Below are 4145 nucleotides of genomic sequence, written 5' to 3'. Positions count from 1 at the left end.
TAAATGATTCAGCTCTAAGGAAGTATTCTCTATTATGTGAAGTTGTAATGATATACTTAATATAATATAAATTACTGCAGTAAAAATTATTACTATAAGGTCATAATTTTTAAAAATAAACTTTAATATTTTATTGTCCTTCATTTAACTCCTCCTAATCAAATCAATACTTTCACTAATATCAATCCTCATTAAAGGCAGCTATTATTGCTCTTCTAGTTGTATATCCTCCTGGCTGAGGAAAGCAATCTGCATTATTGATGGTGTATCTATCATTTCCTAAATATTCAAAGTGCAAAGTATATGGGTCCCCCTCCGATTCTTTCCCTGCTATACTATGCCTTTCAACAACTGTAAGCTCTAAATCTCCATTGGAATGCTGAGTTAATTTTCTATTAAATTGAACCCAATCTCCTACATGTTCGTAAGGATTTTTAATCCCTACTGATATATCTCCTCCAGATAGTTGCTCAACAGTCCTTTCTTTATTTTAAATTATATATTGATAAACACTTACGAAAAAACTCCATGTGTTTTTGACTATATATACTAAGAAAGCAAAAGTTATATTACCAGTAATAACAAAACCTAAAAAATTGATTATATATTGTAGACTATATTTTAAAACATCAACCAGATTTCTATCAAGTTCTATTTTATATATAAACTTTCCTGTTTTATAGATCATATACCCTCCACTAAGGATTAAAGGAATAGAGATAAAGAATGTCAATAAAGTTCCTAATTTACCTTCCAATAGCAGAACCAAGTCATTTGAACTCATTAAATATAAAGAGGTTTTCTCAAATGTATACATCTCTATCCACACCTTTATAACTCCAGAAATAATAAACGCCATTAAAAATAATACTACTTTATAGAATTTTAAAATAAATTTTATAACTTTATCTTTATCAATTTCCACCTTCTATTCTTCCCTTTAAAAATCTTAGCTGAGGATATCCCTCACCATCAATAGTCCATATCTCATCAAAATCCCATCCCTCATATGTTGACCCTTTATACATTTCTGATGTTAATTTACCTATTCCTCCAGAAGATTCACTCTGCTTTGAAGTGTTTATTTCCCAGTATGAAAATTCTACTAACCCATTATTATAACCAACTAATCCTCCAACTGCCTCTTCCCCTTCAACATTACTTTGGGAGTAAGAGTTTTTAATCCTTGCCTTTGAAACCCCACTAAAGTTTTCTCCAACCAATCCACCTATGAAATTTATTCCTTTAACTGTACCTTGAGAATAAGATTTTTCTATGCTACTATTTATATTACTACCAGCTAGCCCTCCTATTCTTTCATTCCCTTTAACATCACTTTGAGCATAAGATTTAGATATTGCACCTGTATTTCCACCAACAAGTCCTCCTACTTCTTCTGTTCCATTAACATTACCCTTAAAATATGTATTTGTAGTATCTCCATTACTTCTACCGACCAAACCTCCTACAAAGATATCACCTTCAACTAAACCTCTGCTAGAAGAACCTTCTATATCTCCCAAGAAATGAAATCCAACCAGTCCTCCTACTCTATATTCCCCCTTAACATCAACTTCGCTATAAGAGTTAATTAACTGACCATTATGATACCCCACAAGGCCCCCTACGGTATCCTCACCTTTAACACTACCTTCAAAATAAGAGGCTTCGATTTCTCCTCTATGAGAATAGCCTGCTAGTCCCCCTACATTCTCGATCCCTTCAACTTTTCCTTTAATATAAGAATTTTTGACTATTCCTCCTCCATAACCAAATAATCCACCCACCTTATTCTTTCCTTTAACCTCAATATCAACTAACCCTAAATTTTTAATAGTCCCAGTAAATACACTAAATAATCCAACACCTTCTTCACTATCTCTATTAATATATAAATTCCTTATTTCATATCCGTTGCCATCAAAGACACCACTAAATATTTTATGCTTATATCTTCTTATATCATTAAATATAATTTCATACTCATCTATATATTCTCCAATACCTCTAAAACCTTTGCCATTATTATAATCATTACTCTTAGTTATACTAGCATCTATATTATTTCCCAACTTATAATGGGCATCTAAAGGATATCCTTCTTCCCCTATCTTCTCTAAGCCTTCAAGAGTATAGATCACAAAAGGATTTATATCTATGCCTACTCCTGTTATATGAACCTCTTCTCTCTTTGGTTCGTTGGCTATATGCTCTACTGTATTTTCCTCCTTACACCCTATTAGAAAGATAGTACTCAAAATTAACAGAATAGAAATTAATCTTTTCAATCAAAACAACTCCTTTTGTATATATACTGAAAACTGAATTATAAATTGCTCACGAAAGTCTAATTAAAAAAATATTTACTATATTTTACTATTAACCACAGAAATAAAAATCCCTTCATATGAAATAACTTAACTATCTGAAAGAATTTAATTATTAACCATAGTGTATTACTTTAGAGCTCGAACTCTCCCCCGACCCCTCTCTTCCCTCCGAGTCTTACAAAGACTCTTCGTAATCATTCTCTTCATTAAAAACCTTTATGAAGAGAATTTCTCCGCCCAAGAGAGGGGTGCAGAGCAGATCAATATTACAGTCAGTATTAATACAGAAAGGATAAATAATAGATGCTTACTCAACATCTATTATTTATCCTTTCTTAAAAACTCCTCTTATTCTTCTATTATTCCATACCTCTCCAAACTCTCTCTTGAATTGTTTATAGCAGTAACCTTTAATTCCTTAGAACCATAACTACTATTAAACCAAATCTGACCTCTACTGCCAAGCCTAATTCCCAATATATAATGAGATCTCATATTAAGGGTAGAGGCATCCTTTAATGTTTGTACATATTCCTTATAAAATATCTTGTCAAAATTATCTACAAATTGAGCTTCATCTCTTATTATCACTCTTTGCCCTTCAATTTCTACACTTATAGGATAAGAGATATTTCTAGAGACTTCTTCTTTATTCTTACTCAAAATATTATCTTTTAGTTCCTTAGCAAAGGCTTCAATCTCCTCTGGACTATTATCTGTTGCTCCAGCATATATATTATCCTTTTTTCCAGAGAAATTATCAACTACTTCTAATTTGAAATTATATTTATTATTGCTTTTTAAACTCGACCATTCCCCTAAGAAGATTCCATTATAGACTTTACCGGTAAACTTGGCACTCTTATCTTCGTTAGTATCAAATTCATATAAGGTTATCTTATAATCATTTATATAGCCTTCTAATTTTATTTTCTTCTTATATCTTTCATAAAAATAATCTCCAGTTAATTCTCCATCTTCATCGTAATATATCCGCATTTCAATCTCATATTGATTATCAATGCTACCTTTTAATATATTATGTCTATTAATACTAAAATCCTCTCTAGCTATAAGGAGGCTTTGACTACTGATTAAAAGTAAAGAAACTATTATAACTATTCTTATTTTGAAATTCAAAGATATAACCCCCTTTAAAATTAAAATTTAATGTTTTTTATAGCTTAGATTAATATTAAAAGTCTTATATTGTCAATTGAAATTGTATATTTTTACTTTTTTATTTATTCAAAGGTATTATTTTTAATCATCTATTGAATTATTTATATAGACAATTTTTAATTCAAATTCTGAATTTATATCTGGTGCTAAATCATTTATCATTATACCAGCAAACCACATTCCTCTATAAGTAGAACCTAAATTTAATGGTATAAATCCTTCTATCTTTTTCATATATTCATCATTAAAGATTAAATCAAATTTATCTATAAATTCTTTCTTGGTTTTAATTCTTTCTTGACTATCATTTACCCTTACTAATAATGGATAGGATACCACTTCTGCCACTTTAAACTTATTTCTATTTAAAATATCATTTCTTATAATCTTCCCCCTATTTGTTAGACAGTGAGTTAAGGTGTATAATAAAGTTATTCAAAGGGGGAATACACATGAGCAAACCTAAAATAAAACGTGATGAACAATTTAAACGTGATGCTGTTGAATTAAGTCTTAAATCTGATAAAAATTGTAAAGATATTGCTGAAGATTTAGGTGTTAGTTATAATGCACTAATTAGATGGCGTAAAGAGTATAGAGACAAGGGTAATTTAGCTTTCCCAGGCAATGGTA

General features: G+C 30.1%; 5 protein-coding genes. 1 reads left to right on the top strand and 4 read right to left on the bottom strand.

All coding sequences use genetic code 11. From position 1 onward, the window contains the following. Nucleotides 1-490: 490 nt before the first annotated feature. From HALSAC_RS0111275 to HALSAC_RS0111260, 4 genes are all read right to left on the bottom strand, one after another. Nucleotides 491-925 (bottom strand): hypothetical protein, encoded by a 435-nt coding sequence (locus HALSAC_RS0111275; protein ID WP_027340276.1) that lies wholly within the window; start codon nucleotides 923-925, stop codon nucleotides 491-493. Further along, nucleotides 915-2288 (bottom strand): GLUG motif-containing protein, encoded by a 1374-nt coding sequence (locus HALSAC_RS0111270; protein WP_027340344.1) that lies wholly within the window; start codon nucleotides 2286-2288, stop codon nucleotides 915-917. Before HALSAC_RS0111270 ends, HALSAC_RS0111275 begins: the two co-directional genes overlap by 11 nt. Before the next feature lie 390 nt (nucleotides 2289-2678). Further along, complete coding sequence (locus HALSAC_RS0111265; protein ID WP_027340343.1) at nucleotides 2679-3470, bottom strand: hypothetical protein; 792 nt, start codon at nucleotides 3468-3470, stop codon at nucleotides 2679-2681. A 123-nt stretch (nucleotides 3471-3593) separates the two neighbouring features. Then, complete coding sequence (locus HALSAC_RS0111260) at nucleotides 3594-3860, bottom strand: hypothetical protein (RefSeq protein WP_156924117.1); 267 nt, start codon at nucleotides 3858-3860, stop codon at nucleotides 3594-3596. A gap of 104 nt (nucleotides 3861-3964) precedes the next feature. On the opposite strand from HALSAC_RS0111260, the gene HALSAC_RS15810 reads away from it, so the two are divergent. Beyond that, nucleotides 3965-4145, top strand: a 181-nt coding sequence (locus HALSAC_RS15810; RefSeq protein ID WP_035571848.1) for a transposase, incomplete at its 3' end; no start/stop codon positions are given.

This window comes from Halonatronum saccharophilum DSM 13868 (genome assembly GCF_000517025.1).
GTDB lineage: Bacteria > Bacillota > Halanaerobiia > Halobacteroidales > Halobacteroidaceae > Halonatronum > Halonatronum saccharophilum.
The sequence above is the reverse complement of the archived record's forward strand: the minus strand, read 5'-3'. Positions and strand labels throughout refer to the sequence as shown.